The organism is Methylobacterium ajmalii (assembly GCF_036448855.1).
GTDB lineage: Bacteria > Pseudomonadota > Alphaproteobacteria > Rhizobiales > Beijerinckiaceae > Methylobacterium > Methylobacterium ajmalii.
Window position 1 is genome coordinate 119,585 of record NZ_JAZFXT010000023.1, and the last position, 19,559, is coordinate 139,143.

9 protein-coding genes are annotated in these 19,559 nt (G+C 69.6%); 6 read left to right on the top strand and 3 right to left on the bottom strand.

Translation table 11 applies throughout. From position 1 onward, the window contains the following. The 6 genes from V3T34_RS09520 (at window position 1) to V3T34_RS09545 (ending at window position 16,800) form a co-directional block, all read left to right on the top strand. Entirely contained in the window at window positions 1-4,947 is a 4,947-nt protein-coding gene (locus V3T34_RS09520) for a malto-oligosyltrehalose synthase (protein ID WP_305078637.1), read from the top strand. Between the two features lie 79 nt (window positions 4,948-5,026). Further along, window positions 5,027-8,434, top strand: coding sequence for a maltotransferase domain-containing protein (locus V3T34_RS09525; protein WP_331369152.1), 3,408 nt, complete (start codon window positions 5,027-5,029; stop codon window positions 8,432-8,434). 151 nt (window positions 8,435-8,585) lie between these two features. After that, a complete protein-coding gene (gene treS, locus V3T34_RS09530; RefSeq protein WP_305078634.1) occupies window positions 8,586-11,837 on the top strand; it encodes a maltose alpha-D-glucosyltransferase in 3,252 nt (1,083 codons plus the stop codon). Window positions 11,838-12,258: 421 nt separating this feature from the next. Next, window positions 12,259-14,415 (top strand): 1,4-alpha-glucan branching protein GlgB, encoded by a 2,157-nt coding sequence (glgB, locus tag V3T34_RS09535; protein ID WP_305078643.1) that lies wholly within the window; start codon window positions 12,259-12,261, stop codon window positions 14,413-14,415. A 276-nt stretch (window positions 14,416-14,691) separates the two neighbouring features. Then, window positions 14,692-15,510: an FkbM family methyltransferase gene (locus tag V3T34_RS09540; protein WP_305078633.1), complete on the top strand. Its 819-nt coding sequence runs from the start codon at window positions 14,692-14,694 to the stop codon at window positions 15,508-15,510. Window positions 15,511-15,600: 90 nt separating this feature from the next. Beyond that, window positions 15,601-16,800, top strand: coding sequence for a pyridoxal phosphate-dependent aminotransferase (locus V3T34_RS09545; protein ID WP_305078632.1), 1,200 nt, complete (start codon window positions 15,601-15,603; stop codon window positions 16,798-16,800). A gap of 1,029 nt (window positions 16,801-17,829) precedes the next feature. Here V3T34_RS09545 and V3T34_RS09550 read toward each other — a convergent pair. The 3 genes from V3T34_RS09550 to V3T34_RS09560 all read right to left on the bottom strand — a co-directional run bounded on the left by V3T34_RS09550 (window position 17,830) and on the right by V3T34_RS09560 (window position 19,452). Further along, complete coding sequence (locus V3T34_RS09550) at window positions 17,830-18,126, bottom strand: alkylphosphonate utilization protein (protein ID WP_060845783.1); 297 nt, start codon at window positions 18,124-18,126, stop codon at window positions 17,830-17,832. Between the two features lie 67 nt (window positions 18,127-18,193). Next, window positions 18,194-19,081 (bottom strand): cation diffusion facilitator family transporter, encoded by an 888-nt coding sequence (locus V3T34_RS09555; protein ID WP_305078631.1) that lies wholly within the window; start codon window positions 19,079-19,081, stop codon window positions 18,194-18,196. A 164-nt stretch (window positions 19,082-19,245) separates the two neighbouring features. Then, window positions 19,246-19,452: a hypothetical protein gene (locus V3T34_RS09560; protein WP_060845785.1), complete on the bottom strand. Its 207-nt coding sequence runs from the start codon at window positions 19,450-19,452 to the stop codon at window positions 19,246-19,248. Window positions 19,453-19,559 lie beyond the last annotated feature (107 nt).

The following is a 19,559-nucleotide window of genomic DNA, read 5'->3' on the forward strand; positions in this document are numbered from 1 at the left end:
ATGGCCGTGACCGAGGATGTCGTCGCGCGGCTCGCCGATGAGGCGGGCATCGCCGCCGACTACACCGACGCCTTCGGCCAGCGCGTCGAGACCCCGCTCGGCGTGCGCCAGGGGCTGCTCGCCGCACTCGGCCTGCCGGCGGGCACCGAGGAGGAGGCGCGGGCGAGCCTCGGCCGCATCCGCGCCCTGCGCCACGGCCTCGTGCCGCCGCTGGTGCCGGTCGAGGCCAGGCGCGCCGCGCGGGTGCCGGTCCGGCCGGAGGGCGGCTCCGGCACGCTGAGCTGGCGGGTCGTCGACGAGCGCGGCACCGCCCGCGACGGGCGGGTCGTGCTCGCCCCCGGCACCGAGGCGATCGAGCTGCCGCCGCTCACCCCCGGCTACCACCGGCTCGTCGTGACGCTCGGCGAGCGGCGCGCCGAGGCGACCGTGATCGCCGCGCCCCAGCGCTGCTGGCGCCCGCGGGCCCTGGCCGAGGAGGGCGCCCGGGACTGGGGCCTCGCAGCCCAGCTCTACGGCCTGCGCTCCGCCGACAATCTCGGCATCGGCACCTACGCGGATGCCGGCCGGGCCGCCGCCGATGCCGGCGCGAAGGGCGCGGCCTTCCTGGGGCTCAGCCCGGTCCACGCCCTGTTCTCGACCGACCGCCAGAAGGTCTCGCCCTACTCGCCGTCGTCGCGGCTCTTCCTCGAGACGCTTTTCATCGCCCCCGCCGCCCTGCCGGGCTTTCCCGGCAGCCGGGCGGAGGCGCTCCTGCGCCAGTCCGACTCCGAGATCGCGCGCCTGCGCGACGCCTCGCTCGTCGACCATGCCGGCATCTGGCAGGTGCTCGGCCCGGTGCTGGAGGCGCTGTGGCAGGATTCGCCGGCCCGGGCCGGGCGGGACACCGAGTACCTCGCCTTCCGCGCCGCGGGCGGCGAGAACCTGGAGGCCCACGCCACCTTCGAGGCCCTGGCCGAACATTTCGCGCAAGGCGGCGCCCACTGGCTCGGCGACTGGCCGGAGGCCTACCGCCGCAACGGCACGCCGGAGGTCGCGGCCTTCGCGGCCGATCATCAGGAGCGGGTCGCCTACCACGCCTGGCTGCAGTTCCTCGCCGACCGGCAATTCGCCGAGGCCGCCGCGCAGGGCCTCGCCACCGGCATGCGGCTCGGGCTCTACCGCGACCTCGCGGTCGGCGCCGACCGCGGCGGCTCGGAGGTCTGGTCGCATCCCGAGCGCTTCGCCGCCGGGCTGTCGATCGGCGCGCCGCCGGACATCCTGGCGCCGAACGGCCAGGATTGGGGCCTGCCGCCCTTCGATCCGCTGGAGCTGGAGCGCGACGGCCTCGCGGCCTTCCGGGCGCTGGTCCAGGCCAACATGCGCCACGCCGGCGCGATCCGCATCGACCACGCCTTCCAGCTCGCCCGGCTGTTCCTGATCCCGGTCGGCGGGGGGGCGAAGGGCGGCGCCTACGTGGCGATGCCGTTCGAGGCGATGCTGGCGGTCCTGCGGCTCGAGAGCCACCGGGCGAAGTGCCTCGTGATCGCGGAAGACCTCGGCACCGCGCCGGCCGGCTTCTCCGACGCGCTGATGCAGGCCGGCATCCTGAGCTACCGCATCCTCTCGTTCGAGCGGGGGGAGGGCGGCACCTTCAAGCGCCCGGCCGAGTACCCGCGCGACGCGCTCTGCGCCATCACTACCCACGACCTGCCGACCTTCGTCGGCTGGTGGCGGGGTGTCGATACGGAGCTGCGCCAGTCGCTCGGCCTCTACGACGCCGACCGGGCGGGCGCCGAGCGCGACGAGCGGGTGCACGAGCGCCGGCGCCTCGCCGAGGCGCTGAACCAGGAGGGCCTGATCCCGACGAGCGAGGTGCCGGCCGAGCCGCCCTTCGAGGCGGCGGTGCGCTTCCTTGCCCGCGCGCCCTCGGTCCTGACCGCGGTGCAGTACGAGGACATCCTCGGCGAGGTGAGCCAGGCCAACATGCCGGGCGTCACCGAGGGCTACCCGAACTGGCGCCGCAAGCTCGACCGCGACCTCGACGCGATCGCGGCGCCCGGCGGACCGCTCGCCAAGCTCGCTTCCTCGCTCTCGGCCGAGGCGCGGGGTCCGCGCTCGGGCGCCGCGCGCCTCGCCTCGCCGCCGCCGCGGGCGACCTACCGGCTGCAGTTCCACAAGGACTTCACCTTCGACCACGCCGCCAGGATCGTCCCGTACCTGGCCAAGCTCGGCATCAGCCACGTCTACGCCTCGCCGATCCACAAGGCGCGGCCCGGCTCGATGCACGGCTACGACATCGTCGACCACCGCGAGATCAACCCGGAGCTCGGCGGCGAGGAGGCGTTCATCCGCTTCAGCGACACGCTGAAGAGCCACGGCCTCAAGTTCCTGCTCGACATCGTGCCCAACCACATGGGCGTCGGCGGCGCCGACAACCCGTGGTGGCTCTCGGTGCTCGAATGGGGCGCGCTGTCGCCGGCGGCGGACGCCTTCGACATCGACTGGGGCCGGCTGGGCGCCCGCAACAAGCTCGTCGTGCCCTTCCTCGGCGACCGCTACGGCGAAGCCCTGGAAAAGGGCGACCTGAAGCTCGCCTTCGACCCGGAGGAGGGCGCCCTCAGCGTCTGGCACTTCGAGCATCGCTTCCCGGTCAACCCGCTGAGCTACCCGATCGTTCTCGACCGGACCCTCGCCGCGCTGGCGGAGGTCGGCGACGAGGCCTCGGCCGAGGTGCTGTCGATCTCCGAGCGCCTGCGCCGGATGGCCGACGAGGCCAACGTCGAGCGTCAGGCCGGTTATCCGGAGGAGGCCGAGGGGCTGAAGCGGCGCCTGGCCCACGCGGTGGCGTCCTCGCCCGATCTGAAGGCCGCGATCGACCGGGCGGTGACGCTCGTCAACGGCTTCAAGGGCCATCCCGACAGCTTCGGGGCGCTCCACCGCATCCTTGAGGCGCAGGCCTACCGGCTCGCCCACTGGCGCGTCGCGGCGAGCGACATCAACTACCGCCGCTTCTTCGATGTCAACTCGCTCGCCGGGCTCAAGGTCGAGGATCGCCGGGTGTTCGAGGGCGCCCACGCGATGCTGTTCCGCCAGATCCGCGAGGGACGGATCGACGGGCTGCGCATCGACCACATCGACGGCCTGGCCGATCCGGCCGGCTACGCCCGCGCGCTGCAGGCCGCGCTCGGCCCGGGCTTCTACATCGTCGTTGAGAAGATCCTGGAGCCCGGCGAGAAGCTGCGCCCGTGGCCGATCGCCGGCACCACCGGCTACGACGTGCTCAACCAGATCGACGGGCTGTTCGTCGACCAGGGCAAGCGCGAGGCGGTGGCCGGGCTCTATGCCGGGGCGACCGGCATGGACGAGCCGTATCCCTGGCTCCTGCGCAACGTAAAGAGCGAGATCCTGGAGACCAGCTTCGCCAGCGAGCTGGAGGTGCTCACCTCGGACCTGAAGCAGGTTGCCGACGCCGACCGTCGCACCCGCGACTTCTCGGTCAACGCCCTGCGCCAGGCGCTTTCCGAGATCGTCGCCCGGTTCCCGGTCTACCGCAGCTACCTGCCCCAGGAGCTCGACGAGAACGAGATCGAGGCGGAGGACCTGAAGCTCATCGGCGATACGGTGCGCAAGGCCAAGCGCCGTTCCCGCCTGCCCGACCGCTCGGTGCACGACTTCGCCGAACGGGTGCTGCTCGGACGCCTCGATACCGAGGGGCCGGGCCGACCCGATCCCGAGGTGGTGCGCCGCTTCCGCCGGCGCTTCCAGCAGCTCACCGGCCCGGTGATGGCCAAGAGCCTGGAGGACACGCTCTTCTACCGCTTCGTCGCGCTCCTGGCGCTCAACGAGGTCGGGGGCGATCCGGGCGAGTACGGCCTCACCGCGGAGCATTTCCACGGGCTCCAGGCCGCCCGCGCCCGCGACTGGCCGAACGCGATGATCACCACGGCCACCCACGACACCAAGCGCGGCGAGGATGCCCGCACGCGGCTGCTGGCGCTCTCCGAGATCCCGGGGGAGTGGGCGCAGGCCTGGGACCTGTGGGGCCGGCTGGCCGAGCCGCACCTGACGGAGGTCGAGGGCGAGCCGGCGCCCGACGCCAACGACCAGTGGATGTTCCTGCAGGCGATCCTCGGCGCCTGGCCGCTGGAGCTGCTGAGCGAGAACCCGGACCCGAAGGACGTCGAGGCGTTCCGCACCCGGCTCGGCGCCTATGCCGAGAAGGCGATGCGCGAGGGCAAGCGCCGGTCGAGCTGGGTCAACGTCGACGAGGCCTACGAGGGCGCGGTCGCGAAGCTCTTCGACGCCCTGGTGGCGCCGGGCTCGGAGTTCCTGCGGGAGTTCCGGCCCTTCGCCGAGCGGCTTGCCCGGGTCGGCATGGTGTCGGGGCTCGCCCGCTCCGTCCTCAAATGCACCCTGCCGGGCCTGCCCGACATCTACCAGGGCACGGAGTTCTGGGATTTCTCCTTCGTCGATCCCGACAACCGCCGCCCGGTCGACTACGCCGAGCGTGAGGCGGCGCTCGGGCAGGAGACGGCCCTGGAGGACCTCCTCGCCGCCTGGCCGGACGGGCGGATCAAGCAGCGTGTGCTCGCCCGGCTGCTCGCCGACCGCGCCGCGCATCCCGGCTTCTACGCCGAGGCCGACTACACGCCGGTCGCGGCCGAGGGGCAGGGGGCGGAGCGCATCGTCGCCTTCCTGCGGCAGGACGCGACCGCGGGTGCGGAGGCCGGCGACCTCCTGGTCGCGGTGCCGCGCCAGGTGGTGAGCGAGGCGGCCGGCGAGGCGCCGGACGGGGACGGCACCCGCCTCGCCGGAGCCGTCGCGGACGTTCTCCTGCCGGTGCCGGAGGGCAGCGCCTGGCGCGACCTCGTCACCGGCGACGAGGTCCGGGCCGAGGGCGGGCATCTGTCGGTTGCCCGACTCTTCGCGCGTCTCCCCCTGGCGGTTCTGCGTCGCTCCGCCACTTGAGACCCCGGGCTCGCGTGCCCCGAGGGGGGCATGCGAGCCCGCCCGAGATGATTCGAGAGAAGCAGGCAGGACCGGGCCGATGAACGTACCCCGCACCAGCACCAAGCCGGCGAAGCGCACCCGCGAGGTGACGCCGCTGCCGGCCACCCTGGCGCCGCTGGCGGCCGGACCGCGGATCTACAACCTCTTTCCCCTCCTGGTCGGCCGGGTCTCGGCCTGGACCGCGGAACTCCCCCGCATCGCCGAGCTCGGTTTCGACTGGGTCTACCTCAACCCGTTCCATCAGGCCGGCGGCTCGCGCTCGCTCTACGCCGTGGCCGACACCGACCGCCTCGACGAGCGCCTGCGCGACCTCGACGGGACGCCGGACGACGAGCAGATCCGCCGCTTCTGCGCGGCTGCCGCCGGGCACGGCCTGAAGATCATGACCGACCTCGTGGTGAACCACGCCGCCAACGACGGCCGGCTGGCGCACGAGCGCCCGGACCTGTTCGTGCGCGACGCATCCGGCGCGCCGGTGAGCCCGCACGCCGTCGATCCCGACGATCCCTCGAAGATCACCGTCTGGGGCGACCTCGCCGAGTTCGACTACGTCGAGGCCGGGCCCCGCACCGCGCTGACCGAGCTGTGGGACGGCTACATCGCCCGGCTCCAGGCCCTCGGTGTCGCCGGCTTCCGGTGCGACGCCGCCTACAAGGTGCCGCCGGACGTCTGGCGCAGCCTGATCGGCGCCGCCAAGCAGCGCGACCACGCCGCGCTCTTCGCCGCCGAGACCCTGGGCTGCACCTTCGAGGAGGCACGGGCCACGGCGGAAGCCGGGTTCGACTACCTGTTCAACTCTTTCGCCTGGTGGGACCTCAAGGCGCCCTGGGCGCTCGAGCAGTACGAGCGCCTGCGCATCCTGGCGCCCTCGATCGCGTTTCCGGAAAACCACGACATGCCGCGGCTGGCCGCCTCCCTCGAGGGCGGGCCGGAGGCGGTGGCGGCGGAACTCAAGAGCCGCTACGCGCTCGCCGCCTTCTTCTCGGCCGGCGTGCTGATGCCGATCGGCTACGAGTGGGGCTACGCCAAGCCGCTCCACGTCGTGGACACCACCCCGGAGAGCCGCGAGCACCACACCGGCATCGACATCTCGGGCTTCGTCGCGGCGGTGAACCGCCTGCGCGCCGACCTGCCGGCGGCGAATGTCGAGGGCGCGCAATGGCGCCTCTCGGCCCCGGATGCCGCTTACATCGCGCTGATCCGCATCGATACCGGCCATACCGGCTCGGCCGAGAACGCCGTGATCGTGCTGCACAACCCGACCGATGCCCCCGTGGCCGTCGATCCGGCGCCGCTCATCGCCGGCACCGGCGGCGAGTTCGGCCCGTTCCAGGACCTGACGCCCGAGGCCGCCCCGCTCGCCTTCCGGGCCGACCAGTCGATCGGCCTCGAACCCCGCGCGGTGCGCATCCTCGCCGCCCGCCGCATCGGCGCGATGCGCCGGCCCCGCCGCACCACCCCGGACGGGGAGGGGCGCGTGATCATCGAGGCGGTGAGCCCGGAGATCGACGGCGGCCGCTCGGCGATCAAGCGGGTCGTCGGAGACCAGGTCCACGTCGAGGCCGACATCTTCACCGACGGGCACGACGTCATCAACGCCGCGGTCCTGTCGCGTCTGGCCGGCGAGACCGAGTGGCGCCGCGACCCGATGCTGTTCGTCGACAACGACCGCTGGCACGGCCATTTCCCGCTCACCCGCAACGCCCGCTACGAGTACACGGTCGAGGCGTGGCGCGACGACTTCTCGTCCTGGCTGCGCGGCCTCGAGAAGAAGCGCAAGGCCGGCATCGACGTCCGGCTCGAGACGATCGAGGGCGTCGGCCTGGTCAAGCGGGCGGCGGCCCTGGCCGAGGGCAGCGACGAGACGGCGCTCGGCGCTCTCGTCACGGCGCTCGAGGCCGACGAGGCGGGCTCGGCGGCGCAGCTCCGCCGGCTGCTGGAGCAGACGGCCCTGATCCACCGCAACTCCGAGCGCGTGAACCTCTCGCGCTATCCCGTCGTGCTGGAGGTCTTCGCCGACCGCTTGGCGGCCCGGTTCTCGGCCTGGTACGAGATCTTTCCGCGCTCGCAATCCGGCGACCCCAACCGCCACGGCACCTTCGACGACGTGATCGCGCGGCTGCCGGAGATCCGCCAGCTCGGCTTCGACGTGCTCTACTTCACGCCGATCCACCCGATCGGCCGCACCAACCGCAAGGGCAAGAACAACTCGCTGAAGGCGGGCGAGGGCGATGTCGGCTCGGTCTACGCCGTCGGCGCACAGGAGGGCGGCCACGAGGCGGTGCATCCGGATCTCGGCACCCTCGACGACTTCCGGCGCCTTGTGGCGGCGAGCCACGCCCACGGCATGGAGGTGGCGCTCGACTTCGCCATCCAGTGCTCGCCGGACCATCCCTGGATCAAGCAGCATCCGGAATGGTTCGACTGGCGGCCCGACGGTACGATCAAGTTCGCCGAGAACCCGCCGAAGAAGTACGAGGACATCGTCAACGTCGATTTCTACCGCGACGGCGCCTTCCCGTCGCTGTGGACCGAGCTGCGCGACATCATCGTCGGCTGGGTCGAGCTGGGGGTGAAGATCTTCCGGGTCGACAACCCGCACACCAAGCCGATCCCGTTCTGGGAGTGGATGATCCGCGACGTCAACGACCGCTACCCGGACGTGCTCTTTCTCGCCGAGGCCTTCACCCGGCCCAAGATGATGAAGAAACTCGCCAAGGCGGGTTTCCAGCAGAGCTACACCTACTTCACCTGGCGCAACACCAAGGACGAGCTGGCGACCTACGCCACCGAACTCGCCGGCGAGATGGGCGAGTATTACCGCCCGAACTTCTTCGCCAACACGCCGGACATCAACCCGGTCTTCCTCCAGACCAGCGGCCGGCCGGGCTTCGTCATCCGGGGTACGCTCGCCGCGACGCTGTCGAGCGTCTACGGCATCTACAACGGCTTCGAGCTCTGCGACGCCGCGCCGGTGCCGGGCAAGGAAGAGTACCTCGACTCCGAAAAGTACGAGCTGCGGGCCTGGGACTACTACAAGCCCGGCAACATCCGCGACCACATCATTGCGTTGAACCGCATCCGGCGCGAGAACCCGGCGCTCTGGGACTTCCGCAACGTGGTCTTCACCCCGGCCTGGAACGAGCAGATCCTGGCCTACCTGCGGATGACGCCGTCGGGCGACAACGCGGTGTTCTGCATGGTCAACCTCGACCCGCGGAACCGCCAGGAATGCACCTACGAGGTGCCGCTGTGGCAGCTCGGGCTGCCCGACGACGGCGCCGTCGAGGTCGAGGACCTGCTGCTCGGCTACAAGTTCGAGCTGCGCGGCAAGACCCACCGCATCGCCCTCGATCCGGCCGAGCGGTCGGTGGTGATCTGGCGCCTGCGCCGCCCGGCGCGGCTTGCGGCGGCGGGCGCCGCGTGGCAGCACGGCTCGGCCTAGCCGAAGTGCGTATCAGGCGCGGGCGGGCGACCGTCCGTGCCGGCAGGCATTCCGAACTCTCCCCGGCGCCCCGCGTTGAGCCCGAGCATGGCGACAGCCGCAAAGGCCTTCAGCCCGGCGCCACTACCCGATCGAATGAGGCTCTGACGCGATGATCGATCGTACCGATCCGCAATGGTACCGTGACGCCATCATCTACCAGGTGCACGTCAAGTCCTTCTTCGACGCGAACAACGACGGCATCGGCGACTTCGACGGCCTGACCGCGAAGCTCGACTACATCCGCGACCTCGGCGTGACCGCGATCTGGGTGATGCCTTTCTATCCCTCGCCCCTGCGCGACGACGGCTACGACATCGCGGATTACCGCGACATCAACCAGTCCTACGGCACGATGGACCAGTTCCGGACCTTCGTGGACGAGGCCCATGCCCGGGGCCTGCGGGTCATCACCGAGCTCGTCATCAACCACACCTCGGACCAGCATCCCTGGTTCCAGCAGGCCCGCAACGCCCCGAAGGATTCGGAGTGGCGCAACTTCTACGTCTGGTCGGACACCGACGAGAAGTACACCGACACCCGCATCATCTTCCTCGACACCGAAGCGTCGAACTGGACCTGGGACCCGGTCGCCAAGGCGTATTACTGGCACCGCTTCTACTCGCACCAGCCCGACCTGAACTTCGACAACCCGAAGGTTCTCGACGCGGTCATCGAGGTGATGCGCTACTGGCTCGACATGGGAGTGGACGGGTTGCGCCTCGACGCGATCCCCTACCTGATCGAGCGCGATGGCACCAACTGCGAGAACCTGCCCGAGACTCACACGGTCATCAAGAAGATCCGCGCCGCCCTCGACGAATCCTACCCCGACCGGATGCTCTTGGCCGAGGCCAACCAGTGGCCGGAGGAAACCGCACAGTATTTCGGCGACGGCGACGAATGCCACATGGCGTTCCACTTCCCGCTGATGCCGCGGATGTACATGGCGATCGCGCAGGAAGACCGGCACCCGATCACCGACATCATGCGGCAGACGCCGGAGATCCCGGACGGCTGCCAATGGGCGATCTTCCTGCGCAACCATGACGAGCTGACCCTCGAGATGGTGACCGACAAGGAGCGCGACTACCTCTGGAGCTTCTACGCCGCCGACCGGCGCGCCCGCATCAACCTCGGCATCCGTCGCCGCCTCGCGCCGCTGCTCGAGAACGACCGGCGCAAGATCGAGCTGATGAAGTTCCTGGTCCTCTCGATGCCCGGCACCCCGGTGCTGTATTACGGCGACGAGATCGGCATGGGCGACAACATCTATCTCGGCGACCGTGACGGCGTGCGCACGCCGATGCAGTGGTCGCCCGACCGCAACGGCGGCTTCTCCCGCTCCGACCCGGCCCGGCTGTTCCTGCCGACGATCCAAGACCCGATCTACGGCTTCGACGCGGTGAACGTCGAGGCGCAGGCCCGCGCCCAGACCAGCCTGCTCAACTGGACGCGGCGGATGATCGCGATCCGCAACAACCACGTCTCGCTCGGGCGCGGCGGCTTACGCTTCCTCTACCCGGACAACCGCAAGGTGCTCGCCTGGATTCGCGAGCACGACAACGAGCGCGTGCTCTGCGTCGCCAACCTGTCGCGGGCGCCGCAGGCGGTGCAGCTCGACCTGTCGGATCTTCGTACCGCCGTCCCGGTGGAACTGACCGGCGGCACCTCGTTCCCGCCGATCGGCGACCTGCCGTACCTGCTCACCATGCCGGCCTACGGCTTCTACTGGTTCTCCCTCTCGACGGCGAATGCCGGCACGATGGGGCCGAGCCCCGAGGCGCCGGAGCTGTTCACCCTGGTGCTCACCGGCGGCGTCGAGACCCTGATGCGGGGCCGCGAGCGCCAGGCCTTCGAGCGCACGGTCGCGCCCCGCTTCATCGGCTCCCGGCGCTGGTTCGGCGCCAAGGGCTCGCGCATCCGCTCGGTCGAGGTCACCGACAGCGCGATCCTGCCCTCCGCGACCGGCACCGGCGGCTTCCTGCTGCCGCGCATCGCCGTCTCGCTCGGCAACGGCGACACGCAGGACTACTTCGTGCCGCTCGCCGTCGACGAGGGCCGCGAGGACGAGTCGCTGATGGACCACGCGGTCGCCCGGGTGCGCCGCGGCCCGCGGATGGGCCTCCTCTACGGCGCGGCCTCCTCGACCGACTTCGCCCTCGCGATGGTCGACGCGATCCGCCACAACCGCGACATCGCCTCGGAGAAGGGCAGCCTGCGCTTCCGGGCGACCTCGGCCTTCGATTCGGAGATCGAGCTCGACCCGGCCGACATCCGTCGTCTGTCCGCGGAGCAGAGCAACACCTCGATCGCCTTCGGCTCGCGGCTGATGCTGAAGCTCCTGCGCCGGCTCCAGCCCGGTGACCACCCGGAGGTCGAGGTCGGGCGCTTCCTCACCGAACAGGCCGGCTTCAAGAACACCCCGGCGCTCCTCGGCGTCGTCGAGCATGTCGGGCCCGACGGAACCGCGACCGCGCTCGGCCTGCTCCAGGCCTTCGTGCGCAACCAGGGCGATGCCTGGACCCTGATGCTCGAGTATCTCCGGCGCGACCTCGACACGTTCGTGCTGGTGCCCGAGAGCGAGGCTCCCTCGCCCGAGGACGCCTTCGCCACGCATCTGCGCTGGGCCGCGTTGCTCGGCCAGCGCACCGCCGAGATGCACCGGGCGCTCGCCACCGAGACCGACGACCCGGCCTTCGCCGCCGAGCCGTTCACGGCCGACGACCTCGCGGTCCTCGCCGCCGACACGCGCCGCCAGGCCGAGAAGGCCCTGCGCGCCTGCAACGGGCTGGGTGCCGCGGCCTCGGAGGGTGCCCGCGAGGCGGCCGAAGCGGTGCTGTCCGCCAAGGCCAAGATCGAGGCGCTGATCGAGGCCCTGAGCCGCGAGGCGCCGGCCGGGGCCCACCGGACCCGTATCCACGGCGACTACCATCTCGGGCAGGTGCTGGCCTCGCAGGACGATCTCATCATCGTCGACTTCGAGGGCGAGCCGTCGCGGCCGGTGGACGAGCGCCGGGCGAAGTCGACGCCCCTGCGCGACGTCGCCGGGATCCTGCGCTCGTTCGCCTATGGCGGCGAGACCGTGAGCCGCGAGGTCGCCTCGCGCTTCGCCGAGGCGGGCGACCGAGCGAAGGCCGCCGTCGACGCCTGGCGCGGCATGGTGAGCGGCGCGTTCCTCGACGCCTACGCGGCCACCGTGCAGGGCAGCCGCGCCGCCGTCACCGATGCGGCGACGCAGGAACGTCTGCTGCAGCTCTGCCTGCTGCAGAAGGCGCTCTACGAGATCGACTACGAGGCCAACAACCGCCCGGACTGGATCGAGATTCCGGCCCGCGGCGTCCTGGCCATCCTGGCCGACTGACCCCGCGCGGGCGACGCCCAGCTGAGGCGTCGCCCGCGTCGATTCCCGTGGTCGCGGGGTGGTGCGAGCCCCCCGACCATGTCGACGAAAACCCGCTTGGAGAGGTGCGAGACCCATGGACGACGAGACCAGCGCCCGGAAGCCGGCCGCTCGCCGGCGCCCGACCGCCCGCCCGCCTGAGCCGCGCGCGACCGAGACCGTGACGACCCCCGCGGCACCGACCGGCACCGCCGCTGAGGCCCCGACCACCGAGGCGCCGCGCCGGGGCGCGGCCTCCGGCAAGCCCGTGTCGCTGCGCGTCGCCGCCATGCAGGCGGCGTCCTCGCCCCGCGTCTCGGGCCCGGCCCCGGCCCCGGGCCGGCCCGCCCGTCCCCCGGTGCCCGGCCGCGCCTACGCGGTCCATCCCGACGCCGTCGAGGCGATGATGCGGGCCGAGCACGGCGACCCGTTCTCGGTGCTGGGCCCGCACGAGACGGCCGAGGGCCAGTGGGAGATCCGCGTGGTGCTGCCGGAGGCCCGCGCCGCCACGGTGGTGATCGGCGAGACCCGCGTGCCGATGGAACGCCGCCACCCGGCCGGCTTCTTCGTCGCCGGCGTCACGCATCCGCGGCGGCCGGATTACCGGATCGCCGTAGAGGGTTGGGACAACACCGAGCGCCTGCGGCGCGACCCCTACGAGTACGGCGCCACCCTGGACCAGCAGGAGATCGGCCTCCTGCGCGACGTCGGCAACGACGCGGTGCACCGGGTGCTGGGCGCCCAGGAGGTCGAGATCGGCGGCACGCCGGGCTTCCGCTTCGCGGTCTGGGCGCCGAACGCCCGCCGTGTCTCGGTCGTCGGCGACTTCAACGACTGGGACGGCCGGCGCCACCCGATGCGGCTGTGGCAGGATGGCGGCGTCTGGGAACTGTTCATCCCCGAACTGAAGCGGGGCGGGCACTACAAGTTCGAGATGCGCGGACCCGACGGCGCGCTCCTGCCGCTCAAGGCGGACCCGGTCGCCTTCGCGGCCCAGCAGCCGCCCGAGACCGCCTCCCGGCTCGAAGGCCTGCCCAAGCTCGCCTGGCGCGACGGCGCCTGGATGGAGAGCCGCAACGCCATCGACCACCGCCACAGCCCGATCTCGATCTACGAGGTCCACCTGGGCTCGTGGGCGCGGGTGCCGGAGGAGGGCAACCGCTACCTCACCTACCGCGAGCTCGCCGCGCGCCTGATCCCCTACGTCAAGGAGATGGGCTTCACCCATATCGAGCTGTTGCCGATCACCGAGCATCCGTTCGACGGGTCCTGGGGCTACCAGCCGGTCTCGCTCTACGCGCCGACGAGCCGCTTCGGCTCGCCCGACGACTTCTCCGAGTTCGTGAACGCGGCGCACGAGGCCGGCATCGGCATCCTGCTCGACTGGGTGCCGGGCCACTTCCCCCTCGACGCCCACGGCCTCGGCCAGTTCGACGGCACCCACCTCTACGAGCACGCCGACCCGCGCCAGGGCTTCCATCAGGACTGGGGCACCTACATCTACAATTTCGGGCGCACCGAGGTCTCGGCGTTCCTCGCCTGCAACGCCCGGTTCTGGCTCGAGCACTATCACCTCGACGGCCTGCGGGTCGATGCGGTGGCCTCGATGCTCTATCTCGACTACTCGCGCCGGGCCGGGGAGTGGATCCCGAACCAGTACGGCGGCAACGAGAACCTGGAAGCCATCGACTTCCTGCGCAAGACCAACGAGGCGACCTACAGCCACGCGCCGGGCACGATGACGGTGGCGGAGGAATCGACCTCCTGGCCCGGCGTCTCGCACCCGACCTATACCGGCGGCCTCGGCTTCGGCTTCAAGTGGAACATGGGGTGGATGCACGACACCCTCCGGTTCATATCGAAAGAGCCGGTGCACCGCCGCTACCACCACCACGACCTGACCTTCGGGCTGCTCTACGCCTTCTCGGAAAACTTCATCCTACCGCTGTCCCACGACGAGGTGGTGCACGGGAAGGGCTCGCTGCTCGGCAAGATGCCGGGCGACCGCTGGCAGAAATTCGCGAACCTCCGCGCCTATTTCGGCTTCATGTGGGGTCATCCCGGCAAGAAGCTGCTCTTCATGGGCGGCGAGTTCGGCCAGGAGAAGGAGTGGAACCACAACCAGAGCCTGGACTGGCACCTGCTGGAGGACCCCCTCCATGCCGGCGTCAAGGCGGTGGTGCGCGACCTCAACCACCTCTATGCGGCGACCCCGGCGCTCTACGCGCGCGACACCGAGGCCGCCGGCTTCCAGTGGCTGATCTCGGACGACGCCGAGAACAACGTCATCGCCTGGGCGCGCAAGGGCCGGAAGGAGGGCGAGATCGCGATCGTGATCTCGAACTTCACCCCGGTCGTGCGCCATGGCTACCGCGTCGGCGTGCCGGCGGCCGGCCGTTACCGGGAGGCGTTCAACTCGGACGCCGAGCAGTACGGCGGCAGCAACGTCGGCAATTACGGCGGTGTCGACGCGGTGGCGGAGGCCTCGCACGGCCAGGACCACTCGCTGACCCTGTCGCTGCCGCCGCTCGCGACGGTCATCCTGGTGCGCCAGGGGTGAGGACGCAGAACCCTCGGTAAAGCCTCGCGCGGGGTCCCCATTCACCGGGGACCCCGCGCATCGCGGCCGGCCGGACGACCGGCCCGGAGCGGTACACCGCGACCTCTCACCCAAATGCGGCAGGCCGCGACCTCTCACCCAAATATTGACGAGTGTCGGCGGGATCTCGGCACTCCGCCACCGGGACGCTTAACCGAGAAACCGGAAGCCGCTTCGGCCCCCCGGCCCCGACCTGCTATGACGGTTGCAGTAATCGGGACGAGGGATCTTCCTTCCATGTTGACGGCGTTGTCGAAGCAGTTGATGCCGCCATGGATGCAGTCCATGGCGCGGCGGGCCAAGCTGGAGCGCTCGCTGAAGTCCTTCGAGCGGCGCGTGGTGACGCACCGCTTCGGCGGGATCGATCTGACGGTCAGCCTGTGCGATCCGGTCGGCGCCGAATGGTACGACCACGATTCCGGAATGCTGGCCGAGATCGCGTTCTTCAAGGAAAACGGGGCGCTGACGGACGGGGCGACGGTGTTCGACCTCGGCGCGCATCAGGCGGTGGTGGCGCTGCAACTCGCCCACCATGTCGGCCCGACCGGCCGGGTGGTGGCGCTGGAGGCCAACCCGCACAACGCCCGCGTCGCCCGCGAGAACGTCGCGCATAACGGCGTCCGCAACCTGACGATCCTCCACGCCGCCGCGGCGAGCGAGGACGGGGTGCTGGAGTTCAACGAGAGCCTGAACGGCCAAGTCGACGGCGGCGCCGGCACTCACGGCAAGATCCAGGTCGAGAGCCGCTCGATCGACAGCCTGGTCCGTGAGTTCGGCACCCCCGACATCGTCTACGTCGACGTCGAGGGCTTCGAATGCGCGGTGCTCGACGGCGCAGGCACCTCCCTTGACCGGATTCCGAACTGGTTCATCGAGGTCCATGGCGGGGCGGGCCTGGAAAAGTTCGGCGGCTCGGTCGAGCGGCTGCTCGGCTTCTTCCCCGCCGATCGTTTCGCACGGCATTTCTGCCGCTCGGACGAGGGGCCGTTCCTGCCGCTCGCCGAGACCGGCTCGCTCGACGGCACGCGCTGGTTCTTCATCGCCACGCGGATCTGAACGCGCATCTGGCGCGCTCCCGCTCCGGCTTGCGCCGGGACGCCTCGCTTGCGATGCCTGGGTCTCCCGTCCCATCCGGTGAGTCCCAGCATGACCGTGACGCCCCTGCCCGACACGATGCCGCCGGTGAGCCGCGAGGCGGCCGGGGTGTGGCCGAGCGGCATCGGCGAGCTCGTGGCCTACGGCGTCGAGCGGCCGGGCCTGATCCCGCTCTGGGTCGGGGAGGGCGACCGGCCGACCCCGGCCTTCATCGCCGAGGCGGCCCACCGGGCCCTTCGCGACGGCGCGACGTTCTACACCCGCATGCTCGGCATCCCGCCCCTGCGCGAGGCCCTGGCCGAGTACGTGTCGCGGGTCTACGCCGATCCGGTCGGCCCCGAGCGGTTCTTCGTGACGGTCGGCGGCATGCACGCCTTCCACACCGCGATCCGCATTGCCGCCGAGCCCGGCGACGAGGTGGTGCTGCCGACCCCGACTTGGTCGAACTTCTTCGGCGCGATCGCGATGCAGGGGGCCAAGCCGGTCCCGGTGCCGATGCAGTTCGATGCCGGCACGGGCTGGAGCCTCGACATCGCCCGGATCGCCGCCGCGATCACGCTCCGCACCCGCGCCATCGTCCTCAACACCCCGGCGAACCCGACCGGCTGGGTCGCGACCCGGGCCGACCTCGAGGCGGTGCTGGCGATCGCCCGCCGCCACGACCTTTGGATCGTCGCCGACGAGATCTACGGCCGGTTCTGCTTCGATCCCGCCTACGAGGCTTCGGGCCGCGCGCCATCGATCCGCGACGTCTGGCAACCGGAGGACCGCGACCGGGTGCTGTTCGTCCAGACGTTTTCCAAGAACTGGGCGATGACCGGCTGGCGCGTCGGCTGGCTCGAGGGACCGGCCTCGATCGGCCGGATCGTCGACGGGCTCGTCCTCTACGGCACGTCGGGCGTCGCCACCTTCCTGCAGCACGCCGCGGTCACGGCGATCCGCGACGGCGAGGCGCTGGTGGAAGAACAGGTCGCGCAGGCCCGCGCCGGGCGCGCCATCGTCTCCGAAGCCTTGAGCGCCGTGCCCGGCGTCGAGCTGCCGGCGCCGCCGGGCGCCTTCTACGCCTTTCCGCGGGTGCCGGCCGAGCCGGACGACGTCCGCCTGGCCAAGCACATCGTCGATCAGGCGAATGTCGGGCTCGCTCCGGGCTCGGCTTTCGGGCCCGGCGGTGAGGGCTTCCTGCGATTGTGTTTTGCCCGTTCGGCTGCGGATCTCACCGAGGCAATGCGCCGGATGGTGCCGGTTTTTTAAAAATTCTGATAGTCAACTGCTTAATCGGAGTTTTAGGCCCAACAATCTAAAACTCCGATATTTTATCCGAGAAATATGTGGCATCCGGAGATTGTCTTGTAATTTTTTATTTGCCTTTCGATATCGGATGTAAATTTATTGAAATTTGGTATAATCCCTTTTTCTTTATACTCTTTGAGACAATCCGAATCGTGATTATTTTTGATGCATTGATAGACCTGACTCAATTCACCGAGATCCTGCTTTTCGAATCTCTTGATAAATTCTGAATGATGATACTTCGGATTTGATTTGCTGATATATATAGAATACGCGTCTCTTGAGCCTAATGAATATAAATAAAATAGAAAAGCGTCTTTCTTATAATTTGAATTTACTGTGATTTCCATCCCCTCCAGCAGCATCTCGGACAAAAGATAGATAGCATTTCGATCACCCCGCTTAGCGAGCGGCCAGAGGCTGTTCCAAGACTCGCGGCAGTCGCCCTTGTTGGCTGCTGTGATGGCCTCCAGATACTGTTCGGGCCAATTATCTGTGATTGTCTTTTTAGTGATATTTGCAAGGCTCGTCCATCTATCACATCCGGCAGCCAGCAGGCACAACATGCTCAATAAAAATAATACACTACAAGAACTGACGGATCGCATAATTGCCATTCACCCGCGAGCGCAATGATCAGATTTCCAATCTTTCATGTATTATCTACTAGCGCAAGCGAAACCGCAATATGGATTATCCACTTATCAAAAATCAATGCACTATTTTTACGAACTGCGCATTTTGCGAATAGCCCGCACGATGGGCCTTGCCTTTATGGCATGAAATTATTGTGGAAAGCGGCAAAAATTTTTCATGCCTCGCCATACTACGAGAGCGCGCTGCAGAATACAGTCCTAATATAAAATTATAACTCTTGATCTACGACCATTCGAAAAGCGAGGCGGATAGCGTCTCGGTCCACATCGGACTGGATGCGGGTAAGGATCCCAAGTTCCGCTTTCCCGCTCCGGGGTGACCACGAGCGCGGCCTCACCGCTTGCGGACGAACTCCGTGCGCAGCACCAGGCCCTTGATCGTGTCGTGCCGGCAATCGATCTCGTCGGGGTCGTCGGTCAGCCGGATCGAGCGGATCACCGTGCCCTGCTTGAGGGTCTGGTTGGCGCCCTTGACCTTCAGGTCCTTGATCAGGGTGACGGAATCGCCGTCGTTGAGCACGTTGCCGGAGGCGTCCCGCACCTCGCGGGTCGCGGTGGCCTGCATCTCGCTCGCCGGGCGCCACTCGCCCGTCGCCTCGTCGTACACGTAGTCGTCGTCCGCACCCGTCACGCTGGTCGGTCCTCCGTTGCCGGGGCGTTGTCGCCGGTGGGGACGGCCCCCCGCAAGGGGCCGCGCCTCAGATAACCGGTAGGCCGCGCTGCTTGGCCTCCTCGCCGGGCTCGACGTGGATCGTCACCACGGCGCCCTCGACCGCGCCCTCGATCGCGGCTTCCAGCCGGTCGCAGATTCCGTGGGATTCCGCCACGGTCATCTCGCCCGGCACCACGAGGTGGAAGTCGATGAAGGTGACCTGGCCGGCGTGCCGGGTGCGCACGTCGTGCGCCTCCAGCGCGCCCTCGCCGTGCTCGGAGATCAAGCGGCGGATCTGCCCCACCATCTCGGCCGGCGCGGCCTGGTCCATCAGGCCGCTCACGGAATCGCGCACCATGGCGCCGCCCGACCACAGGATGTTGAGCGCCACCACGACCGCGATCACCGGATCGAGGATCGCCCACCCGGTCGCGGTGGCGAGCCCGAGGCCGATGAGCACGCCGCCGGAGGTGAACACGTCGGCCAGCACGTGCTTGCCGTCCGCCACCAGGGCCGGCGAGCGCCAGTCGCGGCCGCGCCGCACCAGCATCAGGCCCCAGACGAGATTGATCACCGTGGCTAACCCGTTCACCGCCACGCCCACGAGCGGTGCGTCGAGGGTCTTGGGCGCCTGGAGCGCGTCGTAGGCGTCGCGCAGGATGACGATCGCCGCGACGATGATCAGCGCGCCCTCGATCACCGCCGAGAAGTACTCGGCCTTGTGGTGGCCGTAGGGGTGGTTCTGGTCGGCGGGCTGGGCGGCGACGCGCAGGGCCACGAAGGCCGTCATCGCCGCGACCACGTTGATGATGCTCTCGAGCGCGTCCGAGTAGAGCGCGAGGCTGCCGGTGATCCACCAGGCGAAGAACTTGAGGCCGAGCACCAGGAGGCCGACCCCGGCACTGGCGAGGGCGGCGGCTTGCGCGCGTTCCATGACGATGTTCCGAGGCACGAGGGCGTAGCCGCGGCGCGGAGGGCGCCGCCGCGGTCCGGCGCCGCTCCCATACGGCGCCGCGTCCCGGAAGGCCACGGCACAGGTCTTAGCCCCGGCTAAAACCTCGGGCGCCGGCTATTCCTCAGGGGAAGGCGCGGGCCCGCTCAGCCGATGGCGGGCCGGGGCGCCGGCTCCCGGGCCTGCTCGCGCAGGCGGCTCACCTGGGCCCGCGCCCGAGCGGCGGCGGCCTTGCGGGCATAGTGCCGGCGCGTGAAGCCGAAGCGGGCGGAGGCGGCGAGGCTCTCCAGCCGCGCGGCCTCGCACTCCCACCAGACGACGAGCTCGGCATCGAGGGTCGGATGGCTGGGCATGACGGGAGACTCCGGACGGACGAAACGACGCGATGTCAGATGGGGCGCCGGAGGCCGGCGCGCCATCCTCCGGCCCGCGAGCGCCCGTGCCCCATTGATCCGGCGGC

Excerpts from the sequence above, each read along its gene's own strand:
- glgB (WP_305078643.1), top strand. The coding sequence starts at position 12,259 with ATGATGCGGGCCGAGCACGGCGACCCGTTCTCGGTGCTGGGCCCGCAC.
- V3T34_RS09545 (WP_305078632.1), top strand. The coding sequence starts at position 15,601 with ATGACCGTGACGCCCCTGCCCGACACGATGCCGCCGGTGAGCCGCGAG.
- V3T34_RS09560 (WP_060845785.1), bottom strand. The coding sequence starts at position 19,452 with ATGCCCAGCCATCCGACCCTCGATGCCGAGCTCGTCGTCTGGTGGGAG.
- V3T34_RS09520 (WP_305078637.1), top strand. The coding sequence starts at position 1 with ATGGCCGTGACCGAGGATGTCGTCGCGCGGCTCGCCGATGAGGCGGGC.
- V3T34_RS09555 (WP_305078631.1), bottom strand. The coding sequence starts at position 19,081 with ATGGAACGCGCGCAAGCCGCCGCCCTCGCCAGTGCCGGGGTCGGCCTC.
- V3T34_RS09525 (WP_331369152.1), top strand. The coding sequence starts at position 5,027 with ATGAACGTACCCCGCACCAGCACCAAGCCGGCGAAGCGCACCCGCGAG.
- V3T34_RS09540 (WP_305078633.1), top strand. The coding sequence starts at position 14,692 with ATGTTGACGGCGTTGTCGAAGCAGTTGATGCCGCCATGGATGCAGTCC.
- treS (WP_305078634.1), top strand. The coding sequence starts at position 8,586 with ATGATCGATCGTACCGATCCGCAATGGTACCGTGACGCCATCATCTAC.